Source organism: Streptomyces sp. NPDC026394, from assembly GCF_055567735.1.
In genome coordinates, this window is the sequence record NZ_JBVHPX010000012.1 from 76,548 (window position 1) to 101,295 (window position 24,748).

4 protein-coding genes are annotated in these 24,748 nt (G+C 75.0%); all 4 read left to right on the forward strand.

All coding sequences use genetic code 11. From position 1 onward, the window contains the following. The first annotated feature begins 14 nt into the window (after positions 1-14). The 4 genes from ACZ4QV_RS25835 to ACZ4QV_RS25850 all read left to right on the forward strand — a co-directional run bounded on the left by ACZ4QV_RS25835 (position 15) and on the right by ACZ4QV_RS25850 (position 24,692). The gene (locus ACZ4QV_RS25835; RefSeq protein ID WP_361153711.1) at positions 15-1,643 is read left to right on the forward strand and encodes an ABC transporter substrate-binding protein; all 1,629 of its coding nucleotides are present in this window, start codon (positions 15-17) and stop codon (positions 1,641-1,643) included. A gap of 357 nt (positions 1,644-2,000) precedes the next feature. Further along, positions 2,001-2,828: a 2OG-Fe(II) oxygenase gene (locus ACZ4QV_RS25840; RefSeq protein WP_361637407.1), complete on the forward strand. Its 828-nt coding sequence runs from the start codon at positions 2,001-2,003 to the stop codon at positions 2,826-2,828. A 91-nt stretch (positions 2,829-2,919) separates the two neighbouring features. Further along, positions 2,920-24,474, forward strand: a complete 21,555-nt coding sequence (locus tag ACZ4QV_RS25845; RefSeq protein ID WP_467763464.1) for a non-ribosomal peptide synthase/polyketide synthase — start codon at positions 2,920-2,922, stop codon at positions 24,472-24,474. Then, positions 24,471-24,692: an MbtH family protein gene (locus ACZ4QV_RS25850; protein ID WP_361153705.1), complete on the forward strand. Its 222-nt coding sequence runs from the start codon at positions 24,471-24,473 to the stop codon at positions 24,690-24,692. Before ACZ4QV_RS25845 ends, ACZ4QV_RS25850 begins: the two co-directional genes overlap by 4 nt. The last annotated feature ends 56 nt before the right edge of the window (positions 24,693-24,748 follow it).

Consider the following 24,748-nt stretch of genomic DNA (forward strand, 5'->3'; position numbering starts at 1 on the left):
GGGAGGGTGCGGCGTTGCTGAACTGGCTGTACAACACGTTCTGGGCCACCTGGATCCGCAAGGCCTGCACGGTGCTCGTCGTACTGGCCGTGGTCGTTCCCCTCGCCGTCATCATTCCGGGCCGGATCGGGGCCCCCGAATTCTGCGCCGAGGGAGTCGAGCGGAGCGCCGGTGAATGCATCGGTGTCAACGGCTCCGGTTACGACTTCGGGACCCCGGAGATCCATCAGGTGGCCGACGCGATCGGCCGGGAGAACAAGCGCATCGCCGGGGAATCGGACATCGTCAGTATCGCGATGATGCTGCCGTTGCAGCCGAAGACCGACGCTGAAAGCGCCCAGCTCCGCAGCGAACTGCAGGGCGCTTATCTGGCGCAGTACCGGGCCAACCGCTCGGAGAACAAACCGCTGCTGCGCCTGGTGCTGGCCAATCCCGGTGCCGATTACGCGCAGCAGGAAAAGGTGGTGGACCGGCTCGCGGCGATGGCGGACTCCCCGCGCGACAACCTGCGTGCCGTCACCGGCTTCAACCTCAGCCTCGACCACACGAAGAAGGCCGTCGCCCGGCTGACCGGCACACTGCGGATTCCGGTGCTCGCCAGCAGGGTCAGCGCCGATGACCTCGCCAATCCCGACGACCGAAGCGGCTCGCTCCCGTATCCGGGACTGGCCCGGGTCATTCCCACCAACCGGCAGCAGGCGGCCGCGCTCGCCAATTTCCACGGCGGACTCCGGGACGCGGAAACCGTCCTGGTCAAGGACCTCCGCCCGAACGACATCTACGACGAGTCGCTCGCCAAGGCGTTCAGCCGGCCGGAACCCGGACCGCCCGGCCCGAAGGACCAGCCGTTCACCTCGCCCGGCATCAACGACCTGGGCGACACCGGAAACGACTTCACGACGATAGGGCACAACATCTGTGCGTCCGACGCGCGGGTCGTCTATTTCGCGGGGCGCCCGGCCCATCTGCGGCTGTTCGCCCTGAAACTGGCCGAGGTCCCGTGCCACGGGAAGAAGTACACCGTCGTCAGCGGATCGGGTGCGGCGACGCTGGACCGGTACATGAGCCGGGGCGACTGGGAGGCACTGCGCGGCGACGACGGGGCGGGCGCCACGATCACCGTGCAGTACGCGGCCCCGGGGCACCCGGACGCCTGGGACGCGTCCCTGCGCACCTGGGAGAAGGAACGGCGGGCGGACACCGGCAAGGCGCCGGCGGCCGGGGACCGGCCGGCGTACCTGACGGAGCCGCAGGGCGAGCTGCGGGAACTCCGCCGCCTGATCGATCGGCAACCCGGCGGTGACATCGGGCCGGTGACCCTGGAGGACTCCCGCACGATGCTGGTCCACGACGGCGTACGCACCATCGCCTCGGCCGTCTTCCTGGCCAACGCCCAGGCCGTCGGCACGGCGGTGCCGACACGGGAACGCGTCGCCGCCCAGTGGCCACGGCTGGAGGCCCGGTACCGGGTGCGGGGCACGAGCGGCTGGATCTGCCTGACCAACGGGGGCAACGCCTACGACAAACCGGTGGCCGTCGTGAAGCTCGACCCGGGCACCCGCCGGGTGGCGTTCGTGGGGCTGGGCTGGCCGGAGAGGAAACCCCAGCCGGCCGACTGCGCGGTGCCCAGCGGCACCGGCTGAGGAGGACCGGCCCGGCCCCGGACGGACCGGGTCGGGCTTTCCTTCATCTCCGCAGTTTGTCGGAACGTCGTTCCACCGGCACTCGTCCAGAGCCGGTTCGCGGGTTCCCCCGATGGGGCGGGCTGCCGGTGAGCGCGGTGTGGCGGGCCGCGCGCCGGGAGAACCTGGTCCCGGACGTGCCCGCGGTTTTCCGGAAGCGGTGTGCAGGCGATCGGGCGCAAAAAGGCCAGGGGCAGTGCTCATATCCTCCCGCACAACCCCGGTATTCCCGTTGCCGGGGCCGGGGCGGCCGTGCGGCGTGGTGCCGGACGGCCGACGGAGTCCCCGGCTGTGCACCGCTGAGTGGAGTGTGACGATGTGACTTCGACTGTTTCCGGGCCCGGCGCAGGCGTCGCGGGTGCCGCCGCGGAAGGTGACTTCGCCCGTGAACTGACCCGGGATTCCCTGCTGCGGCTGGCTCGCCGGGAGATCACCGCCATTCACGTACCCGGCTTCTGCGACCGGCGGATCGCGGCGGAAGCGGCCCGTAAAGCCGTGCGGCACAAAGCGCTGGGAAATTATCACAAGAAATGGACGAGTACGGTGGGACGCGTGCACCTGCCGCACATCGACACGGCGTGGAATCCCGAACTGACGGCCCGTTACCACGATGCCGCGCTGCCCTCGATCCACGAGGTACGCGCGCTGTTCGCGCCGTATCTGTCCCCGGTGGACCAGGTACGTCTGCTGCTCCAGGAATGCTGGCCGGCCGGCGCCGACCTGCTCCACCTGCGCGGCCGGCCGTGTTTCGTCGGCGCGCTGCGGGTGTTCCACCCGACGACCTCGGCCTTCCTTCCGCACAACGACCGCATCGAGCAGGAGACGGACGCCCCGGAGATCGCGGGGGTGACCGAGCAACTGGCCGCCAACGTCTATCTCCGGGTGCCCGAGGAGGGCGGCGACCTCCAGCTCTGGCGGCGCGAGCCCACGAGCGCGGAGACCCGTACGATCCTGGAGGTCGAGGGGCTGGATCCGGCGACCGTGGAACCCCCGGTCCACGTGATCCGCCCACAGGCGGGCGACCTGATCATCTTCAGCTCCCGGATGCTGCACGCCGTCACCCCGGCCCGGGACGGGCACCGCGTCGGCATGGCGGCGTTCATCGCCTGCAAGGGGACCGACGAGCCCCTGCGGTACTGGAGCTGACCGGCCGGGGCCGCGGGCCCCGCCGCGCCCGGCACCGCCGGCGGCGAAGCGCCTTCCCGACACGCGCCCGTTGTGCGAGAGGTCTACCGAAGTGACGTTCGAAGAGCAGGCCGGCCGGCTGCCCGGCGCAGTGCCGGGCGGTGCCTCGGGCACCGGCCAGGGTGCCCCGCCGGCGACGCTGGGCGAGCTGTTCACCCGGCAGGCGGACCGGACGCCCGACGCCGTCGCCGTGGCGGACGAGGCCGTACGGATGACGTACGCGCAGGTGGAAGCCGCCGCCAACCGGCTGTCCCGGGTGCTCCTCGGCCGGGGCGTCGGCCCCCGGCAGGTGGTGGCGCTGGCGCTGCCGCGTACGGCGGACCTGGTCGTGGCCGTCCTGGCGGTGCTCAAGTGCGGTGCGGCCTACCTGCCGGTGGACCCCGGGTACCCGGCCGAGCGGATCGCGTTCCTGCTGCGGGACGCGGCGCCCGCTGCCGTACTGACGGCGCGTGAGGTGGCGGGCGCGCTGCCCGCCACGAGCGGCGTCCCCGTGGTCCTGCTGGACGACGACCGTACGCGGCGTCTCCTGGACCAGGCTTCGCCCGCGCCCGTCACCGACACCGACCGCGGCGGACGGCCGGACCCGCGCGACTGCGCGTACGTCATCCACACATCGGGCTCCACCGGCACCCCCAAGGGCGTCGTGGTCACCCACGCCAACGTCGTCCGGCTGCTCACCTCCACCGCGCACTGGTTCGGCTTCGGCCCGGACGACACCTGGACCCTCTTCCACTCCTGCGCCTTCGACGTCTCGGTGTGGGAGATGTTCGGCGCGCTGCTGACCGGGGGGCGGCTCGTGATCGTGTCGTACCGGGTCGGCCGGGTGCCCGCCGAGTTCCTGGCACTGCTGGCCCGCGAGCGGGTCACCGTCCTGTGCCAGACACCGACCGCCTTCGCCGCGCTGATGACCGCCGACGGCGAGCGCCCCGACGTCCTGCGGGACGCGCCGCTGCGCGTGGTCGTCCTCGCCGGAGAGGCACTCGACCCCGCCCGGCTCGCCGGCTGGTACGACCGGCACCCCGACGACGCGCCGCTGCTCGTCGACATGTACGGCACGACCGAGACCACCGTGCACGCCACCTACGCCGCCTGTGACCGGGCCGGCGCCCGCCCCGGCGCGCCGAGCGTCATCGGGGAGCCGGTTCCGGACCTCACGCTGTACGTGCTGGACGACCGGCTGGGCGAGGTGCCGCCCGGCGGCACGGGCGAACTGTACGTGGCGGGCGGCGGGTTGGCGCGCGGCTACCTGAACCGTCCCGGACTGACCGCCGGACGCTTCGTGGCCTGCCCGTCCGGCCCGCCCGGCGCGCGGATGTACCGGACCGGCGACCTGGTGCGGCGCGGGCCCGGCGGCCGTCTGGAGTTCGCCGGCCGCTCCGACGACCAGCTCAAGATCCGCGGCTTCCGTGTCGAGCCGGGGGAGGTGGAGTCCGCCCTCGCGGCCCACCCGGACGTCGCCCAGGCCGCGGTGGCCGTACGCCGGGACGCGGACGGAGGGCCCAGCCTGGTCGGTTACGTCGTGCCGCAGCCGTACCCGCGTACGAAGTCGTACCACGGGGGCACCGGGCGCGCGGCGGACACCGACGCGGCCCTGGCGGCCTGGCGGCAGGTGTACGACGACCTGTACGCGGCCTCCGGACGCCGGCCCGCTGCCCTGGGCGAGGACTTCGCGGGGTGGCGGAACAGCGCCGACGGACGGCCGATTCCGCCGGAGCAGATGCGTGAATGGCGGGACGCCACCGCCGACCGGGTGCGGGCCCTGCGGCCCCGGCGGATCCTGGAGATCGGCGTCGGCACCGGGCTCCTCCTGGCCCGGCTCGCCCCGCACTGCGAGAGCTACCGGGGCACCGACCTGTCCGCCGAAGCCGTCGCCGGACTGCGCGGCGCGCTCGCGGCGGACCCCGCACTGGCCGCCCGCACCACCCTGACCTGCCAGGCCGCCGACGACCTGCGAGACCTGCCGGAGGGCGGCTTCGACGTCGTCGTACTGAACTCCGTCGCCCAGTACTTCCCCGACGCGGACTACCTCCTCGCCGTGCTGCGCGGCGCCCTCGACCGCCTCGCGCCCGGTGGCGCCCTCTTCGTCGGCGACGTGCGCGACCTCCGGCTGAACCGCCACTTCCACACCGCACTGCAACGGCGACGCGCGGCGGCCCGAGGCGCGGCCCCGGACGACGCGGAACTGGCCGCGGCGGCCCGGCGGAGCCTCGCGCGCGACCAGGAACTGCTGATCGCCCCCGGCTTCTTCACCGCCCTGCCGCACGGGCCGCTGCCCGGGGTGAGCGCGGTGGACGTCCGCGTCAAACGCGGGCGGCACCACAACGAGATGAGCCGCTACCGGTACGACGTGGTGCTGCGCAAAGGCCCGGCCCCCGTGGTCTCCCTCGCCGACGCGCCCCGCGTGCGGTGGGGGAGCGAGGTGCCCGGCCTGCCGTCGCTGGCGAAGCGGCTGCGCACCGGCCGCCCCGGAGCCCTGCGGGTGAGCGGTATCCCCAACGGGCGCTTGGCCGCATACGGTCCGGCCGGCTCCGGACGAGAGCCCGCCGTCGATCCGGAAGAACTGCACGAGCTCGCGGACACGGCGGGTTACCAGGCGCTCGTCACCTGGTCCGAGGCGGACGACGGCAGCCTGGACGCCGTGTTCCTGCGGGGCGGGGAGGAGGGCGGGAGCGCGCCGTCCGGAACGGCACCCGTCGTGGCGTACACCGATGTCCACCTCCCGGCGGTACGCGCCCGCGGCGACCTGCGCTCCCTGCGGGCGCTGACCGGCGAACCGGCCCGGCGCCGGGCCGACGCGGCGCTGGGCACCGCCGTACGCGACACCGTCGCGGCCCGGCTGCCGCACCACCTGGTCCCCTCCACCGTCCTGGTCCTCGACGCGCTGCCGATGACGGTGAACGGCAAGCTGGACCGGCGGGCGCTGCCCCAGCCGGACACGGACGTCACCCACCGTGCCCCCGGCGGACGCGCACCGCGCGACGCCCGCGAGGACATCCTGTGCGGTCTCTTCGCGGAGACCCTGTCCCTCGCCGAAGTCGGCCCCGACCAGGATTTCTTCCGCCTCGGCGGGCATTCGCTGCTGGCCACCGGGCTGGTGAACCGGGTGCGGTCGGCCTTCGGTACGGAGCTGGGCCTGCGCGCGGTGTTCGAGTCACCGACCCCGGCGGGCCTGGCCGCGCGGCTCACCGGCGGGTCTACCTGCCGTCCCGCGCTGACGGCCCGGTCCCCGCGCCCCGCCGAGCTGCCGCTGTCCTTCGCCCAGCGCCGGATGTGGTTCCTGCACCGCCTGGAAGGACCGCGCCCCACCCACCATGTGCCGCTCACCCTCGGACTCTCCGGACGGCTCGACCGGCAGGCACTGGAAGCGGCGCTGCGTGATGTCGTGACGCGCCACGAGGCCCTGCGCACGGTCTTCCCGGAGGACGGCCGGGGGCCGCGTCAGTCCGTACTGCCCCCGGAGGCCGTGCGGCTCAGGCTGACCGTCACCGGGACCACTCCGGATGCCGCGCACCGCCTGGTCGACGAGGCCGCGCGCCAAGGGTTCGACCTCGCGGCCGAACCGCCCGTACGCGCCTGCCTGTTCGTCCTGGGTCCGGAGGAGCACATCCTGTCCCTGACGCTGCACCACATCGCGGCGGACGGCTGGTCCCTGGCCCCGCTGTGGCGCGACCTCTCGCACGCCTACGAGGAGCGCCGGCACGGACGCCCGCCGTCCTGGGCCCCGCTGCGCGTGCAGTACGCCGACTACACGCTGTGGCAGCGCGACCTGCTCGACGCGGACGACGGAACCGGCAGCACCACGGCCGCCACCCAACTCGCCTACTGGACGAAGAAGCTGGCCGGACTACCGGACCGCATCGCCCTGCCCTGCGACCGGCCGCGCCCGGACACGCCCACCGGGCGCAGCGGGACCTGCCGCTTCCAGTGGGACAGCGGGCTTGCGCAAGCGGTGCGCGCGCTGGCGCGGGAGTGCGGCGCGACCCCGTCCATGGTGGTGCAGGCGGGGCTCGCCGCACTCCTGACGCGGCTGGGCGCGGGCGAGGACATCCCGGTCGGCACCCCCGTCGCGGGACGCACCGACGAGGCGCTGCACGACCTGATCGGCTTCTTCGTCAACACGCTGGTGCTGCGCGTCGACACGTCGGGCGCGCCGGACTTCCGTACGCTCCTCACCCGGGTACGCGAGACCGGCCTGGAGGCGTACGCCCACCAGGACGTGCCCGTCGAACGGGTCGTCGAGGCCCTGCGCGCGGACCGTCCGGGCGACCGCCACCCGCTGTTCCGGACGATGCTGGTCTGGCAGCACACCCCGGCCGCCGCCCCCGCCCTGTCCGGTGTCACCGCCGAGGCACGGGAGCTGGACACCGGCACCCTCGTCACCGACCTGGAGATCAGCGTCACGGAGACGCCCGGCGCACCCGCCGGGACGGGCACCCTGACCGGCGTCGCCCACTTCGACGCCGACCTCTTCGACCACGCCACGGTGGAAGCCTTCCTGGAACGGCTGCGGAACCTGCTGGCGGACGGGACAGCCGACCCCGACCGGCCGATCGGTGACCTGGACGTACGCACGGCAGAGGAGTGTGACACCGCCACCGGCCCGTACGGCCGGCACGCCCTGCTGCCGGAGCTGTTCGCGCGCCAGGCGGCCCGTACACCCGGCGCCCCGGCCGTGACCTTCCGCGACACCACCCTGACGTTCGGCGCGCTCGACGCCGCCGCCAACCGGCTGGCACGGGCGCTCATCGAGCGGGGCGCCGGGCCCGAACAGTTCGTGGCACTGGAGCTGCCGCGCTCGGCGGACCTCGTCATCGCCGTACTCGCGGTGCTGAAGACCGGTGCGGCCTACGTGCCCCTGGAACCCGGCCACCCCGCCGAACGCAACGACAAGATCCTGCGTGCCGCCCGCCCGGTGCTGCTGCTCACCACCCGCACCCCGGCGGCCGTGCCACCCGTGCCGCACCTCACCTGGGACGGCCCGGAGCTTACCGACGCCCTCCGCCGGTGCTCCGACGCCCCCGTACACGACCACGAGCGCGCCTGCCCGCTGCTGCCCGCCCACCCCGCCTACGTCATCCACACCTCCGGTTCCACCGGCGAACCCAAGGGCGTGGTGGTCCCGCACCGTGCCGTCGCCCGCCTCTTCCGCGACGCCCCGCACCTGGACTTCCGCGCCGACGACGTCACGGCGCTGCTCCACTCCCACACCTTCGACCTCTCGGTCTGGGAGATGTGGGGACCACTCCTGCACGGCGGACGCCTGGTCGTGGTGCCGTACGAGGAAAGCCGTTCCCCGGGGGAACTGCTGCGACTGCTCGTGCAAGAAGGCGTCACCCAGCTCCACCAGACGCCGACCGCCTTCGGGCAACTGACGCACGCCCTCCGCGAAGAGCCCGGCCTCGCCGGAGAACTGGCCTTGCGCCGGGTGGAACTGGGCGCCGAAGTGCTGCTGCCCCGCACCGCGCGGGAGGGCCGGGAACTGCTGCCCGGCGCGCGCTTCGTCCACGCGTACGGCCCCACCGAGACCACGGTGTTCGCCCTCACCGGATTCCTCGACGGGCCCCTGCCGGACACCCGGGCCCTGCCGCTCGGCCGGCCACTGGGCGGCACCCGTGCCTACGTCCTGGACGACGCGCTGCGCCCGGCCCCACCGGACGCGGCGGCGGCACTGTACCTCGCGGGCACCGGGGTGACGCGCGGCTACCTGGGCCGGAGCGCGCTCACCGCCGAGCGCTTCGTGGCCTGCCCGTACGGGCCGCCGGGGGAGCGGATGTACCGGACCGGGGACGTGGTCCGCCGACGCGCCGACGGTTCGCTGGAGTTCGTGGGCCGCGCGGACGAGCAGGTGAAGGTACGGGGCATTCGCATCGAACCGGGGGAGGTACGGGCCGCGCTGACGTCGCACCCCGCGGTCGGCACGGCAGCGGTCGTCGCCCGCGAGGACCGGCCGGGCGACCGGCGACTGGTCGCGTACGTGACCCCTGCCGCCGGACGGGCCGCCGACCCGCGGGAGCTGCGACGGTACACGGCCGGACGGCTGCCGGACCACATGGTCCCCGCCGCGGTCGTCGTCCTCGACGCGCTGCCGCTGACCACCGCGGGCAAACTGGACCGCGCCCGCCTCCCACGGCCCGACCACACGGCGGCCTCCGCACACCGGGCGCCCCGGGACGACCGCGAGCGGACCCTGTCCCGCCTCTTCGCCGAGGTGCTCGGCCTCGGCACCGGCACGGCAGGCGCGGACGAGGACTTCTTCGAGCTCGGCGGCGACAGCGTCATCGCCGTCCAGCTCGTCGGCCGGGCCCGGCGGGCGGGGCTCGCCCTGACCCCGCGTGACGTCTTCCGCCACCGCACCGTCGCAGGCCTCGCCGCACGGGCGGGCGCGGCGCGGCCCGCACCCGCCGTACCCACCGGCCACGACAGCGGCCCGCTGCCCCTCACTCCCGTCATGCACGCTCTCCGGGAGTCCGGCGGGCCGGTGGCGGGCTGTCACCAGTCGGTCCTGGTGCAGGTGCCGCCCGGTCTCGGCATCCGGCACCTGGCCACCGCGCTGCGCACGGTGATCGGCCACCATGACGCGCTGCGGCTGCGGTTGAGCCGGGTGGGGGGAGTGGCGTGGACCGTGGAGGTCGCCCCGCCGGGAGCGGAGTCCGGTACGGCCGGGAGCACCGGAGCGGGCACCGGCACCGACACGGTTACCGACGCGGATCTCGTCCGCCGCGTCGACGTCACGGAGCTGGACGACGCCGCGCTCGACGCCGCCGTACGCCGCCACAAGGACGCCGCGCGGGACCGCCTGGACCCGGAGTCGGGACGGGCCGGGGGCCTCCTCCAGGCCGTCTGGTTCGACGCCGGTCCCGCCAGGCCGGGGCAACTGCTGCTGACCGTCCACCACCTCGCCGTCGACGGCGTCTCCTGGCGGGTGCTGCTGCCCGACCTGCGCGCCGCCTGGGAAGCCGCCGCGGCCGGCCGCCGCCCCGCGCTCGAACCGGTCGGCACCTCACTGCGTGCCTGGTCCCAGCGGCTCACCGACCTCGCCCAGCAGCACGACCGGCTCGCCGAACTCCCCCTGTGGACCGGCATGACCGGCACCGCCGAACCACCCCTGTCCCGCCTCCCGTACGACCCGTCCCGGGACCTGACGAGCACGGTGCGGCGGCTGACCCTGACCCTGCCGCCGGAGCAGACGGCTCCGCTGCTCGGCCCGGTGCCCGCCGCCCTCCACGGCACGACCGACGACCTTCTGATCACCGCTCTCGGTCTGGCTGTCACCGAGTGGCGCCGACGCCGTACGGGCTGCCCGGACACCACCGTCCTGCTCGACATCGAACGGCACGGCCGTGAGGACCCGGGGGACGGGAGGGAGGCGGACACCGGTACGGCGGAGACCGTCGACCTGGCGCGGACCGTCGGCTGGCTCACCAGCGTCCATCCCGTACGCCTCGACCCGGGCACCACCGACGCCGCCCGGCTCCGCTCCGGCGGACCCGCACTGGACCGGGCCTACCGGCGCGTCAAGGAACAGCTGCGCGCCGTCCCCGGCAACGGCCTCGGCTACGGCCTGCTGCGCCACCTCAACCCCCAGACGGCCCCGGCCCTCGCGGGCGGCGCGCGCCCCCTGATCGCCTTCAACCACCTCGGCCGCCTCCCGCAGCAGCCCGGGGACTGGGCGCCGGTCCCGGGCTCCGGCGGCATCACCGGCGGCGCCGACCCCGGACAGCCCGCCACCCACCTCCTGACGCTGGACGCGCTGACCGAGGGCGGCCCCGGCGGGCCGGTCCTGACGGCGACCTGGTCCTGGCCCGGCGCCCTGTTCACCGAGGACGAGGTACGCGACCTCGCGGACACCTGGTCCGGCCTGCTCACCGCGCTCTCGGAGCGGGCCGCGGCACCGGACGCGGACGGCCGTACGCCCGCCGACTTCCCCCTCGTCCCCCTCACCGAGGACGAGACCGCACGGCTGACGCACGACTGCCCCGGCCTCGCCGACGTCTGGCCCCTCACCCCGCTCCAGGAAGGGCTGCTCTTCCACGCCCTGTACGACGAGCAGGCCCCGGACGCCTACACCAGCCAGCTCGCCGTGGACCTGCACGGCCCCCTCGCTCCGGGCGCGTTGCGCGCGGCGGCACAGGCCGTACTCGACCGGCACCCCGCCCTGCGTGTCGCCTTCCGGCACGACGGTCTGCGCACCCCCGTCCAGGTGGTGCCGCACCCGCGAGCCGTGCCCCTCCCGTGGACCGAGCACGACCTCACGGACCTCACCGGCGACGGACAGGCCGTCCGCGCGGACCGCATCGCCGCCGAGGCCCGCGCCACCCGCTTCGACCCGGCCCGCGGCCCGCTGCTCCGGTTCGCCCTGCTGCGCCTCGGACCCGCCCGGCACCGGCTGCTGCTGACGGTCCAGCACCTGATCCTGGACGGCTGGTCCGGGCCGCTGGTGCTGCGGGACCTGCTCGCGGTCCACAAGGCGGGAGGCGATGCCTCGGGTCTGAGCGACCCGGTGCCGTACCGGGAGTATCTGCGCCGGGTCGCCGGACAGGACCGTACGGCGGCCGAGGCCGCCTGGCGGCAGGCCCTCTCCGGTGTGGAAGGCCCGACCCTCGTGGCGCCCGGACGGGCCGCCGACGCGAGCGCGCGACACGGACACGTCCAGGCCACGCTGTCCACCGGGCTGACCACGTCCCTGCGCGCGCTGGCCCGCCGCCACGGCCTGACGCTGAACACCGTCCTGCAAGGAGCCTGGGCCGTGGTCCTACGCGGCCTCACCGGGCAGGACGACGTCCTCTTCGGCGCCACGGTCTCCGGACGGCCCGCGGACATGCCGGGCGTCGAGGGCATGGTCGGGATGTGCAACAACACCCTGCCGGTACGGGTGCGTCTCGACCCGGCCCGGTCCTTCACCCAGATCCTGACCCGCCTCCAGGACGAACAGGCCGGGCTGCTGCCCCACCAGCACATCGGCCTCACCCGACTGCACCGGCTCTGCGGGCACGACCAGCTCTTCGACACCCTCCTCGTCTTCGAGAACCTCCCGTCCGGCCCCCTCGGCACCGGTACGGGTCCGCTGCGGGCCTCGGCACCCCGGATCACCTCCGGAACCCACTATCCGCTGAGCCTCGCCGTCCTCCCCGGAGAACGGCTGGGCCTCCGGCTGGGCCACCGCTCCGACCTGTTCGACAGCAGGGCCGTGACCGCCACACTGCACCGCCTGGTACGTGTCCTGAAGGCAGCGGCGGACGACCCGGACCGGCCCGTGGGAGAGCTCCCCGTCCTCTCGCCCGGTGAGCACACCCGCGTCCTCCACACCTGGAGCGCCGCCCCGGAACCCGCCCCCGCACCGCGGACCTGGCCCGCTCTCTTCGCGGCTCAGGTGGCACGGACCCCCCGGGCCACGGCGGTACGGAGCGCCGGTACCACCCTCACCTACGCCGAACTCGACGCGGCAGCCAACCGGCTGGCACGTCTGGCCGTCCGGCACGGCGCGGGCCCCGAGCGGGCGGTGGCCCTCGCCCTGCCACGCTCCGCCGGACTGATCGTCGCGGTCCTCGCCGTCCTGAAGGCCGGAGCCGCCTACGTACCCCTGGACCCGGCCCACCCGGCCGAGCGGATCACCTGCCTGCTGCGCGACACCCGGCCGGTGCTGCTGCTCACCGACGCCGCCACCGCCCGAACCCTGCCACCGGGCCCGGAACCCCGTCTCGTCCTGGACGGCCCGGACACGCGAGCTCTGCTCGACAGCCTCCCGGACACCCTCGTCCGGGACTCCGAGCGCACCGCGCCCCTGCGGCCCCGACACCTCGCCTACATCCTCCACACGTCCGGCTCGACCGGCGGGCCGAAGGGCGTGCAGGTCCCGCACGAGGGCATCGCCGCACTCGCGGCAGCACAGACCGCGCGCTTCGGCACCGGACCCGGCAGCGTCGTCCTGCTCTTCGCCTCGCTGAGCTTCGACGCCTCGGTGTCCGACCTGTGCACCGCGCTCCTCTCCGGGGCCACCCTGGCGATCGCCCCCTCCGGCACGCTCCTCGCGGGCGGGGAACTGGCCGGCGCCGTGGCGCGGTTCGGCGTGACCCACCTGAAGCTGCCACCGAGCGTGCTCGCCGGACTGCCGTCCGGTGCGCTGCCGCGGAGCGTCGCGCTCGCGGTGGCCGGTGAGCCGTGTCCCGCGGACCTGGCGGCCCGGTGGGCCGCCACGCATCGCCTGGTGAACGTGTACGGGCCGACGGAGGCGACGGTGTGCGTGACGATGACCGGGCCGCTGACGGTGGGTGGTGCGCCGGCTGTCGGGACGCCGATCGCCGGTACGCGGGTGTATGTGCTGGATGCGGGGTTGCGGCCGGTGGCGCCGGGTGTGGTGGGGGAGTTGTACGTGGCGGGGGCCGGGCTGGCGCGCGGGTATCTGAACCGTCCGGGGTGGACGGCGGAGCGGTTCGTGGCGTGTCCGTTCGGGGTGGCGGGGGAGCGGATGTACCGGACGGGTGATCTGGTGCGGTGGCGTGCCGACGGGCAGGTGGAGTTCGTCGGGCGGGCCGACGATCAGGTGAAGGTGCGGGGTTTCCGGATCGAGCCGGGTGAGGTGGAGGCGGTCCTCACCGCCCATCCCGGTGTCGCGCGTGCCGCCGTCGTGGCGCGCGAGGACCGGCCGGGCGACCGGCGGCTCGTGGCGTACGCGGTGCCCGCGCCCGGGCACACTCCGGCGCCCGGCGCACTGCGCGAGTACGTGGGCGAGCGGCTGCCCGCGTACCTGGTGCCCTCCGCGGTCGTCGTCCTGGACACGCTGCCCCTCACCACCCACGGCAAGCTGGACCGGAGTGCTCTCCCCGCGCCCGGCGGGACCAGCACGGGGCGTGGCCCGCGCGACGCCCGTGAGGAGATCCTGTGCGGTCTGTTCGCCGACGTGCTCGGCCTGCCGGAGGTGGGAGCCGAGGACGACTTCTTCGCACTGGGCGGGCACTCCCTCCTCGCGACCCGGCTCGTCAGCCTGGCCCGCGCGGCGCTGAGCCGGGAGCTGCCCCTCCGCGCCCTGTTCGAAGCGCGTACCCCGGCCGCGCTGGCGCGGCGCGTCGGCGGCGCCGCGGCCGCCCGGCCCGCCGTCGTACGGGCCGAACGCCCTGCCCGGCTGCCGCTGTCGTCGGCGCAGCGACGCCTGTGGTTCCTGCACCGGCTGGACGGGCCCGACGCGACGTACAACGTGCCGCTGGTGCTGCGGCTGCGCGGCGCGGTGGATTCCGGGGCGCTGGCCGCCGCGCTGGGCGACGTGGTGGGGCGGCACGAGGCGTTGCGCACGGTGTTCGCCGAGGCGGCGGACGGCGAGCCGTACCAGGTGGTGCGCGACCACGACGCGGAGCGGCCGTACCTGACGGTGACGTCGGTCGGCAACGTGGCAGCCGACGCGCCCGAGGTGGCCCGTTCGGTGCGGTACGCCTTCGACCTGACCCGTGAACTGCCGTTCCGCGCCGAGCTGTTCCGGGGCCCGCAGGGCGAGTCGCTGCTGGTCCTCCTCGTCCATCACATCGCGGCGGACGGCTGGTCGCTGGCGCCGCTGTGGCGGGACGTGGTGACGGCGTACGAGGCGCGGACGGGCGGGGGAGCGCCGGACTGGCGCGCGCTGCCGGTGCAGTACGCGGACTTCGCGCTGTGGCAGCGGGACGCGCTGGCGTCCGGTGGTGACGTGATGGCGCGGCAGACGGCGTTCTGGCGGCGGGAATTGCACGGCCTGCCGGAGGAACTGGCCTTGCCGTACGACCGCCCGCGCCCGGCGGCCACCGACCACCGGGGCGCGGTGGTCCGGTACCGGTGGGACGCGGAGTTGCACGGCCGGGTGGTGAAGCTGGCCCGGGAGCGCGGGGCGAGTGTGTTCATGGTGGTGCAGGCCGCGCTGGCGGCGCTGTTCACCCGGCTGGGGGCGGGGACGGACATTCCGCTGGGGGTGCCGGTCGCGGGCCGTGGTGACGCGGCGCTGGACGAGGTGGTCGGCTTCTTCGTCAACACACTGGTGCTGCGTACCGACACCTCCGGCGACCCGTCGTTCGGCGCCTTGGTGGACCGGGTGCGGGAGACGGGCCTGCGGGCCTACGACCATCAGGACGTACCGTTCGAGCGGCTGGTCGAGGTGCTGAACCCGGACCGCTCGGCCGGCCGCAACCCGCTCTTCCAGGTCGCCCTCGCGGCGAACGGGACGGATCGTGCCGGGTACGGCCTCCCGGGCGCCGAGGCCGAGGAGGTCCATGTCTCCACCGGCACCGCGAAGATGGATCTGACCGTCACCGTACGGGAGTGCCGGGACGCCGGGCGGGCTCCGGCCGGAATCGAGGGGGAGGCGGAGTTCCGCACGGCCCTGTTCGACCGGGCCACCGTCGAAGGGCTGCTCACGCGCCTGCGCAGACTGCTGGAAGCGGCCGTTACGGATCCTGACCGGCCCATCGGCAGCCTGGAGATCCTGACCTCCGCCGAGCGGGACGCACTGCTGGGTACCGCGGACCACACCTCCCGCGCCCTGCCCGCCGCGACGCTGCCCGAACTCTTCGAGGCCCAGGCGGCCCGCACCCCCGGCGCACCGGCGGTCACCTCACCGGACGCCCGGCTCACCTACGCGGAACTGGACGCCCGCGCCAACCGCCTGGCCCGGCTGCTGGCCGCCCGGGGCGCGGGCCCGGAAGGCGTGGTGGCCCTGGCCTTGCCGCGCTCCGCCGACCTGGTCACAGCCGTGCTCGCCGTCCTCAAGACAGGCGCCGCCCACCTCCCCCTCGACCCCGCCCACCCGCCCGCGCGCATCGCCTTCCTGCTCCGCGACGCGGCCCCCGCCCTCCTGATCACCGACCACGCGACCGGCGCCGCGCTGCCCGGCACGTCCGTACCCCGCCTCCTCCTGGACTCGGACGCCACGGAGCGTGCCCTCGCGGACCTGCCGGACACCGGCCTCACCGACGCCGAGCGGACGGCCCCCGCCCTCCCCGACGGCCCCGCCTACGTGATCCACACCTCCGGCTCCTCCGGGACGCCGAAGGGGGTACTGGTCTCCCACCGCGGCGTCGCCGCCCTCGCCGCGACGCAGCGCGAACGCCTCGGCGCGGGGGTCGGCAGCCGGGTGCTGGCCTTCGCCTCGCCCAGTTTCGACGCGTCGTTCTGGGAACTGTGCCTGGCCCTGCTCACGGGCGCCTGTCTCGTCACCGTGCCCCCGGACCGCCTGCTGCCGGGCACCCCCCTGGCCGCGACCGTGGCCGCGCACGGCGTGACCCACCTGACCCTGCCGCCCTCGTCCCTGGCGGCGCTCGCCCCCGGCAGCCTCCCCGAGGGCGTCACGCTCGTGGCGGCGGGCGAGACCTGTCCCGCCGCACTGGTGGAGCGCTGGGCGCCGGGCCGCTCGATGGTCAACGCGTACGGGCCGACGGAGGCGACGGTGTGCGTGACGATGACCGGGCCGCTGACGGTGGGTGGTGCGCCGGCTGTCGGGACGCCGATCGCCGGTACGCGGGTGTATGTGCTGGATGCGGGGTTGCGGCCGGTGGCGCCGGGTGTGGTGGGGGAGTTGTACGTGGCGGGGGCCGGGCTGGCGCGCGGGTATCTGAACCGTCCGGGGTGGACGGCCGAGCGGTTCGTGGCGTGTCCGTTCGGGGTGGCGGGGGAGCGGATGTACCGGACGGGTGATCTGGTGCGGTGGCGTGCCGACGGGCAGGTGGTCTTCGTCGGGCGGGCCGACGATCAGGTGAAGGTGCGGGGTTTCCGGATCGAGCCGGGTGAGGTGGAGGCGGTCCTCACCGCCCATCCCGGTGTCGCGCGTGCCGCCGTCGTGGCGCGCGAGGACCGGTCGGGCGACCGGCGGCTCGTGGCGTACGCGGTGCCCGCCGACGCCACCCCACGGCAGCCGGACGGCAGCGCGCCGGACCTCCCCGACGTGCACGCCTTCCTCGGCGCCCGGCTTCCCGGCCACCTGCTCCCGGCCGCGATCGTGTTCCTGGACGACCTGCCGCTGACGGCCAGCGGCAAGCTGGACCGCAGGGCCCTGCCGGCCCCGGACGCCGGCGACCGGCCCGCCGGCCGTACCCCCCGTCCTTCCCGCCCGGCCCGCACACCCGAAGAAGAAGTGCTCCGCGGCCTGTTCGCCGAGGTGCTCGGTGTGCCCGAGGTCGGCGCCGAGGACGGCTTCTTCGCGCTCGGCGGCCATTCCCTGCTCGCCACCCGGCTGGTCAACCGGGTCCGCACCGTCCTGGGCGCGGAACTCGGACTCCGCGCCGTCTTCGAGACGCCCACCCCCGCCGCCCTGGCCACCCGGCTCGGCGCCGTGGCCCGGCGCCCGGCGCTCCGCCCGCTGCCCCGGCCCGCCCGCGTGCCGCTGTCGTCCGGCCAGCGGCGGCTCTGGACGCTGCACCGGATGACGGGTCCCGACGCGACGTACAACGTCCCGCTGGTGCTGCGGCTGCGCGGCGCGCTGGACGCCGACGCGCTGGACGCGGCGCTGGGGGACGTACTGGAGCGGCACGAGGTGCTGCGGACGGTGTACGCCGAGGCGGCGGACGGCGAGCCGTACCAGGTGCCGCGCCCGGCCCGCGGCCCTTTCCTCGTCCGGACGCCGGCCGCGCACCGGTCCGCCGACGCGCTGGCGCGAGCGGTACGCCGCGCGACGCGCCACGCGTTCGACCTGGCGAAGGACCACCCGTTCCGCGCCGAGCTGTTCTCGTGCGCCGGAGACGAGTCGGTGCTCGTGGTCGTGGTGCATCACATCGCGGCGGACGGCTGGTCGCTGGCGCCGCTGTGGCGGGACGTGGTGACGGCGTACGAGGCACGGGCGGCCGGCCGCGCCCCGGGCTGGGACAGGTTGCCGGTGCAGTACGCCGACTTCGCACTGTGGCAACGGGAGGCGCTGGAGGACGGCGGGAGCGCGGCACGGCACGTCGAGTTCTGGCGGGAGGAACTGCGCAATGCCCCCCACCAGTTGACGCTGCCTTACGACCGTACGCGTCCGGCTGCCACCGGCCACCGGGGCGCGGTCGTGGCGTTCCGCTGGGACACGGAACTGCACGGCCGCGTCACGGAGCTGGCCCGACAGCACGGGGCGAGCGTGTTCATGGTGGCGCAGGCCGCCGTCGCGGCCCTGCTGACCCGGCTCGGAGCAGGGACGGACGTACCGTTGGGCACCCCCGTCGCCGGCCGGACCGACGCCGCGCTGGACGATCTCGTCGGCTTCTTCGTCAACACGCTGGTGCTGCGCACCGACACCTCCGGCGACCCGTCGTTCCACGAGCTGGTACGGCGGGTACGGGAGCGTGACCTGCGGGCCTACGCGCACCAGGACGTGCCCTTCGAACGGCTCGTCGAGGCGCTGAACCCGGACCGTGCCGCCGGCCGCAACCCGCTCTTCCAGGTCGCCCTGGCCGTGGAGGCGGCATCCGGCGACGCGCTGACCCTCCCCGGAGTCGCGGTCCGGCGCGACGAGGCGCACACCGGCACCGCCAAGTTCGACCTCTCCTTCCGCCTCACCGAACGGCGGGGGCCCGGCGGGCGGCCCGCCGGGATCGACGGTTCGGTGGAGTTCGCCACCGCCCTCTTCGACCACGGCACCGTCGAAACCCTGGCCGTACGGCTGCGCCGGCTCCTGACGGCGGTCCTCGCACGGCCCGAGCGGCCCATCGGCGAGGCGGACATCCTCTCCGCGGGCGAGCGCCGACTGCTGCTGCACCGGTGGAGCGGCCCCGCCCGCGGACTGCCGACGGGGCTGCTCCCCGCGCTGTTCGAGGCACGGGTCGCCGGGGACCCCGACGCGCCGGCCGTCGTCGAAGCGGACCGGACGACGACGTACGCGGCGGCCAACACCGACGCCAACCGCCTTGCCCACCTCCTGATCCGCCACGGCGCGGGCCCGGAGCGCGTCGTCGCCCTCGTCCTGCCGCGGTCCGCCACGGCCGTCCGCGCCGTCCTGGCGGTGGCCAAGACGGGCGCCGCACACCTCCCCGTGGACCCCGCGCTGCCGCACGAGCGGATCGCGTACCTGCTGCGGGACGCCGCCCCCGTACTCGTCGTGACCACCGCCGACGCCGCCCGCAGGCTGCCGCCGGACGGGCCGCCGTGCCTGGTCCTGGACGCCGACGCCACACTCCGGTCCCTCGCCGGGCAGCCGGACCACGACCTCGCCGACGGCGACCGGCGCACACCGCTCCTGCCCGCGCACCCGGCCTACGTCATCCACACCTCCGGCTCGACCGGCCCGCCCAAGGGCGTCGTGGTCACCCACACGGGCCTGCACGCCCTCGCCACCGCCCAGGTGGCCCGCTTCGGCCTGCGACCCGGCAGCCGGGTGCTCCAGCTCGCCTCGCCCGGCTTCGACGCGTCGCTCATGGAGACGCTGATGGCTTTCGCGTCCGGCGCCGCCCTGGTCGTGCCGCCGCCCGGTCCGCTCGGCGGCGACGCGCTCGCGGAGTTCCTGGCCCGGGAGCGCGTCACCCACTGCCTCGTCCCGCCGTCGGTGCTGGACACCGTCCCGTACGCGCCGCTGCCCGACCTGGAGACCCTGGTCATCGGGGGCGAGGCGGGCACGGCCGGGCTGGTGGCCCGCTGGTCGCCCGGCCGCCGCATGATCAACGCGTACGGCCCGACCGAGGCGACGATCTGCGCCACCCTCAGCGAACCCCTCTGCGGCGACGGCATCCCGCCGATCGGCGCGCCCGTCACGCACAGCCGGGCCTACGTGCTGGACGCGGCGCTGCGGCCGGTACCGCCGGGCGTCGCGGGGGAGCTGTACCTGGCGGGCGCCGGACCGGCGCGCGGGTATCTGAACCGTCCCGGGCTGACGGCGGAGCGGTTCGTGGCGTGTCCGTTCGGTGCGGCGGGGGAGCGGATGTACCGGACGGGCGACCTGGCGCGGTGGCGCCTCGACGGTCAGCTCGAGTTCGTCGGGCGGGCCGACGACCAGGTGAAGGTACGGGGCGTCCGGATCGAACCGGGCGAGGTGGAGGCCGCCCTCACCACGCATCCCGCCGTCGCCCGCGCCGCCGTCGCCGTCCGTACGGACGCGTCGGGCACCGCGCGGCTCGTCGGATACGTGGTCGCCGCACCGCGGCACCCGGCTCCCGCACCGGGCGCCCTGCGGGAGTTCCTGCGCGCCCGGCTGCCCGAGCACCTGGTCCCGGCCGCCGTCGTCCTCCTGGACACGCTCCCGCTGACGGCCGCCGGCAAGCTCGACCGGCACGCCCTCCCCGGCCCCGCCTTCCCTCCGTCACTCGCCGGACGTGCGCCGCGCACACCCGAGGAAGAGGTGCTGTGCGGCCTGTTCGCCGAGGTGCTGCGGCTGCCCTCGGTCAGCCCGGACGACAGCTTCTTCGACCTCGGCGGTGACTCCCTGCTGGCCACCCGGCTGGCCGGACGCATCCGCTCCGCCCTCGGCACCGAACTCGACCTCCGCACCTTCTTCGCCTCCCCGACCGTCGCCGGTACGGCCGGACGGCTGCGCACCACCCGTCGGGCCCGGCCCGCACTGCGCCGGATGCCCCGGCCGGAGGCGGTACCGCTGTCCCCCGCACAGCGCCGCCTCTGGTTCCTGCACCGCATGGAGGGACCGAGCGCCACGTACAACATCCCGCTGGCCATGCGGCTCACCGGCCCGCTGGACGCCACCGCGCTGCGCACCGCGCTGGTGGACGTGACGGAACGGCACGAGGTGCTGCGGACCGTACTGCCCGAGACCGACGGCGTACCACGGCAGACGGTGCTCGGCCGGGACGCCGCGCTCGCCGTCGTGACCGTCACGGACGCGACCGGCTGGGACGAAGCCGAGGTGACGGAACGGGTCAGCGCGGCGGCCCGCCGCTCCGCCGACCTGACCCGCGAACTCCCGCTCCGCGCCGACCTGCTCGTCCTCGGCCCCGAGGAGCACGTCCTGCTCCTCGTCCTCCACCACATCGCCGCCGACGGCTGGTCGCTCGGCCCCCTGTGGCGCGACCTGGCCCACGCCTACGCCGCCCGCCGTGTCGGCCGCCCGCCCAGCCTGCCGCGCCTGCCCGTCCAGTACGCCGACTACGCCCTCTGGCAGCACGAACTCCTCGGCGACCCCGCCGATCCGAACAGCCTCCTCGCCGAACAGCTCGCGTACTGGACCGAGCACCTGCGCGGCCTGCCCGACCAGCTCACCCTGCCCACCGACCGGCCGCGCCCGGCCGTCCCCGCGGGACGCGGCGAGGTGCTGGCCTTCTCCTGGGACGCGACCGCTCACCAGCGGCTCGCCGCACTCGCCCGGGACTGCGGGGCGACCGTGTTCATGGTCGTCCAGGCCGCGCTGGCGGCGCTGCTGACCCGGCTGGGTGCCGGTACCGACATCCCCCTCGGCACCCCGGCCGCCGGGCGGACCGACCAGGCGCTCGACGACGTCGTGGGCTTCTTCGTCAACACCCTCGTCCTGCGGACCGACACCTCCGGCGACCCGACCTTCCGCGAACTGATCACCCGGGTACGGGAGGTGAACCTCGCCGCGTACGCCCACCAGGACGTCCCCTTCGACCGTGTCGTGGAAGCGCTCAACCCGCCCCGCACGGCCGCCCGCCACCCGCTCTTCCAGACGCTGCTGACCTGGCAGCCCGCCACCGTCCGTGAACGGGAACTGCCCGGCGTCACCGTCACACCGCTGCCCGCCGGCACCGGGACCGCCCGGCTCGACATGGAGATCAACGCCACCGAACACCGCGCACCCGACGGCACCCCCGCCGGTGTCGAGGCGAAGATCGAGTTCAGCACCGACCTCTTCGACCGCCCCACCGTCGAAGCCTTCGCGGCCCGGCTGCGCCGGATCACCGACACCGCGGCGGACGACCCCGGCCTGCGGATCAGCCGGGCGGAGCTCCTCACCACCCGCGAACGGCACACGCTGCGCGCCCTGAACGACACCGCGCACGGCGTCCCCGACCTGGTCCTGCCGCGCCTCTTCGAGGACCAGGCGGCCGCCACCCCCGACGCGCCCGCCCTGATCTGCGACGACCGCACCCTCACCTACGCCGGGCTGAACGCCTCGGCGAACCGCCTGGCCCGCCTGCTCGTCGCCCGCGGAGCCGGGCCCGAAAGCGTCGTCGGGCTGGCGCTGCCCCGCACCCCCGCCATGGTCACCGCCGTCCTCGCCGTGCTCAAGGCGGGCGCCGCCTACCTGTTCCTGGACCCCGGCTACCCCGCCGGACGCCTCGCCTTCATGCTCGGTGACACCCGTCCCGTCCTCCTGGTCACCGACCGCGCCACCGCGCCGGGGCTGCCCGTCACGGACGTCCCGCGCCTCGTCCTGGACGACGCGGCGGACGGCGATCGCGACGACGGGCCGGCCGGGGACGCCGACCTCACCGACACCGACCGGCGCGCCCCCCTCAAGCCGCTGCATCCCGCGTACGTCATCTACACCTCCGGCTCCACCGGCACCCCCAAGGGCGTCGTCGGCCTGCACCGGGGATGCGTCAACCGCCTGCTGTGGTGCGGCCGCACCTACCCCTGGCATGCCGGGCAGCCGGTGCTCGCCAAGACCACCCTGAGCTTCATCGACGGCACCACCGAACTCCTCGGCGCCCTGCTGCACGGCGCGCCGGTCGTCCTCGCGGACTCCCTCACCGCCCGCAGCCCGGCCGGACTGGCCTCCCTCGCGGCCCGCCACCGCGCCACCCGCATCACTGTCGTGCCCAGCCTGCTGGCTGCCCTCCTGGACGGCGACACCGGCCTGCTGACGACCTGCCGCCTGTGGGTGACCAGCGGCGAGACCCTGCCGCCCGCCCTCTCCCAGCGGTTCGCCGAAGCTCTCCCGGACGCCCGTCTGGTCAATTTCTACGGCGCGTCCGAAGCCAGCGGCGACAGTCTGCACGCCGTCGCGCACGGCCCCGACGTAGCCGCCGGACGGCCCGTCTGGAACACCCGCGTACACGTCCTGGACGCCGCCCTGCGCCCGGTTCCGCCGGGTGTACCGGGCGAGATCCACCTGACCGGCGCCGGTCTGGCCCGCGGCTACCTGCGCCGCCCGGCGCTCACCGCCGAACGCTTCGTCGCCGATCCGTACGGCCCGCCCGGCGCACGCATGTACCGGACCGGCGACCTGGGGCGGTACCGCCCGGACGGTGTCGTGGAGTACCTCGGCCGGGTGGACGACCAGGTGAAGATCAACGGTGTACGGATCGAGCTGGGTGAGGTGCAGGCCGCGGTGCTCGCCCACCCGGACGTGGCGCGTGCCGCCGTGGCCGTCCGCGAGGGCAGCCCCGGCCGCCGGCAGCTCGTCGCGTACGCCGTGCCCGCTCCCGGTACGGAGCCGCACCCCGCCCGGGTACGGAGCTTCCTGCGGGAACGGCTGCCCCGGTTCATGGTTCCGGCCGCCGTCGTCCTCCTGGACGTACTGCCGCTGACCGCCAACGGCAAACTGGACCGGCGCGCGCTGCCCGCCCCCGTCTTCACCGCGACGGAGGGCGGCCGGCCGCCGGGCACGCCGCCCGAGGAGCTGATGAGCGCGCTCTTCGCCGAAGTACTCGGCCTGCCCTCCGTGGGCCCGGACGACGGCTTCTTCGACCTCGGCGGCGACTCGCTGCTGGCGGCCCGCCTCACCAGCCGCGTCCGCGCGGTCTTCGGCGCCGACCCGGGCCTGCGCGCCCTGTTCGCGGCCCAGTCACCCGCCGGACTGGTACGGGCCCTGGACGCGGCGGACGGCGGGGGAACGGCGGTGGACGGGGGCACTGCGGCGGGTGAGGGTACGGCGGCGGACGGCGGGGCCGCCTCGACCGCCGGTGCCCTGGACGTCCTGCTGCCGCTGCGCCCACGTGGCAGCCGCCCGCCGCTGTTCTGCGTCCATCCCGCGTCGGGCATCAGCTGGCCGTACGCCGGACTCATGCGCCACCTGGACGACCGTCCCGTCTACGGACTCCAGGCACGCGGACTGACCGAACCCGGCGCCCGCCCGGCGACCATCGCGGACATGGCCGCCGACTACCTGGAGCAGATCCGCACCGTCCAGCCCACCGGCCCCTACCACCTGCTCGGCTGGTCCTTCGGGGGCGCTGTCGCCCACGCCATGGCCGTCCGCCTCCAGGAACAGGGCGAGAACGTGGCCTTCCTGGCCCTCCTGGACTCCGCGCCCCTTCCCGTCGACCCCGGCCGTGCACTCCCGCACCACACGGCCCAGGACGTGGCCGCCCTGTTCGTCGACTCGGTCGGCTGCGCCGACACGCGGGAGGCGCCCGACGCCGCCCGGGCGGCGGAGATCCTGCGCGGCCAGGGCAGCGCACTGGCCGCCCTGCTGGCGGAACCCCTGGTGACGGCCTTGGCGGAGACCCTGACCGACAACACCCGGCTGCGCTGGTACACCTTCCGGCCCGCCGTCTTCGAGGGCGACCTGCTGCTCTTCAAGGCGGAGCCCGAACGCGGCGAACCGCACTGGTCGGCGGAGGGCTGGCAGCCGTACGTCTCCGGTGCCGTGCTCACCCACGACGCATGCTGCGAGCACGGGCACATGATGCAGCCGCACGCCCTCGCCCGGATCGGGCCCGTGATCGCCACCGCACTGGACAGGGCGACACGGCCGTACGACCACCCGGACGGACCCTGTCCCGAAGAACGACCGGTCCGTGACCGCACCCCGACACACCCGCCAAGGAGCCGCACGCCATGACCAACCCGTTCGAGAACCCGGACGCCGCCTACCTCGTCCTCGTCAACGACGAGAACCAGTTCTCCCTGTGGCCCGCCGCGGCCGAGCTGCCCGGCGGCTGGACCGTCGTGCACGGTGAGGACACGCGGCAGGGCTGCCTGGACCACGTGACGGAGCACTGGACGGACATGCGCCCGAAATCCCTCGCCGACAGGATGGACGCGGCCACGCCGGACTGACCGGTACGGATCCCCGGCGGACCGACCGGTACGGGCCCGCGCCGGACGGCACAGGG